2 protein-coding genes are annotated in these 1169 nt (G+C 69.9%); both read left to right on the top strand.

Going from position 1 to position 1169, the window contains the following annotated elements:
* Positions 1 to 231: hypothetical protein (locus GRX66_RS19190; protein WP_159527864.1), on the top strand; the 231-nt coding region annotated here is incomplete at its 5' end.
* Between the two features lie 99 nt (positions 232 to 330).
* Positions 331 to 1169 (top strand): ABC transporter ATP-binding protein (locus GRX66_RS19185; RefSeq protein ID WP_159527863.1); only part of this gene is annotated, 839 nt, incomplete at its 3' end.

Here is a 1169-nt window from a genome sequence, read left to right as displayed (position 1 = left end):
CTGGTCACGGGCCTCGGGGTGGGCGCGGGCTTCTGGTGGCAGGTCCTCTACGGTGAGACGGTCGGCGTCTTCCACCACGTCCACTACGCGCTGGCGACCACGCCGGAGCTCATCGACGTCGCCCCGGGGTCCCCGCACCTGATTGCAGCGTTCGTCAGCGCCCTCGTCGCGCTCACGGTGACCGTCGGCGGGTTCGCCGGCGGCCGCGCAGCGCGCGAATGGCCCAGGTGACTCCGTCGCGGCGAGTCGACAACCCCCACTCGCTGCTGACTGAACGTTCGTTCAATACGTTTTTGTCCGTCCCCACACAACAGTGTAGCCAGCCAACGCATGACTCCACCCCACCCCGGTAGCGAGGCCGACGACGGCCCCGCGGCAATCGAAACGACAAACCTCAGCCTGACGTACAGCGACGGCACGCGCGCCGTCGACGAGGTCTCCCTCCGCGTCCCGGAAGGCGAGTTCTTCGGCTTTCTCGGCCCGAACGGCGCCGGCAAGACGACCACCATCAAAGTGCTCGCGACGCTCCTGTCGCCGACCGGCGGCGACGTCCGCGTCAACGGCTACGACGTCACCGAACGCCCGCAGGCCGTCCGCGAGTCCATCGGCTACATGGCTCAGGAGACGAGCGTCGACGAGGAACTCACGGCCCGCGAGAACGTCCGGTTCGCCTGCGAGGTCTACGGCGTCCCGCGACGCGAGCGCGGGGCCCGCATCGACGAACTGCTGGACCTCGTCGACCTCGCGGACGTCGCGGACAAGCGCGCCGGCGAGTTCTCCGGCGGCATGAAAAAGCGCCTCGACGCCGCCACCGCGCTCGTCCACCGGCCGCCGCTGGTGTTCCTCGACGAACCTACCACGGGACTGGACCCCAACGCCCGGAACCGCCTCTGGGAGTACTTCCGGGACATCAACGACCGCGGCACCACCGTCTTCCTCACCACGCAGTACCTCGAGGAGGCCGACGAGCTCTGCGACCGTCTGGCCGTCATCCAGGCCGGCGAGATCGTGGCGACGGACGCGCCGGACGCGCTCAAGTCCAGAGTCGGCGGCGACGTCCTCGACGTCGCCTTCGAGGACCCGAGCGCGGACGACCTCGCGCGCGCCGAACGCGAAGTCCACGCCCTCGACGCGTTCGCCGATGCCACCGTCGACGCCGCCGGCGACGG

This window comes from Halobacterium bonnevillei (assembly GCF_009831555.1).
GTDB lineage: Archaea > Halobacteriota > Halobacteria > Halobacteriales > Halobacteriaceae > Halobacterium > Halobacterium bonnevillei.
This window is presented reverse-complemented; position numbering and strand designations above follow the sequence as displayed.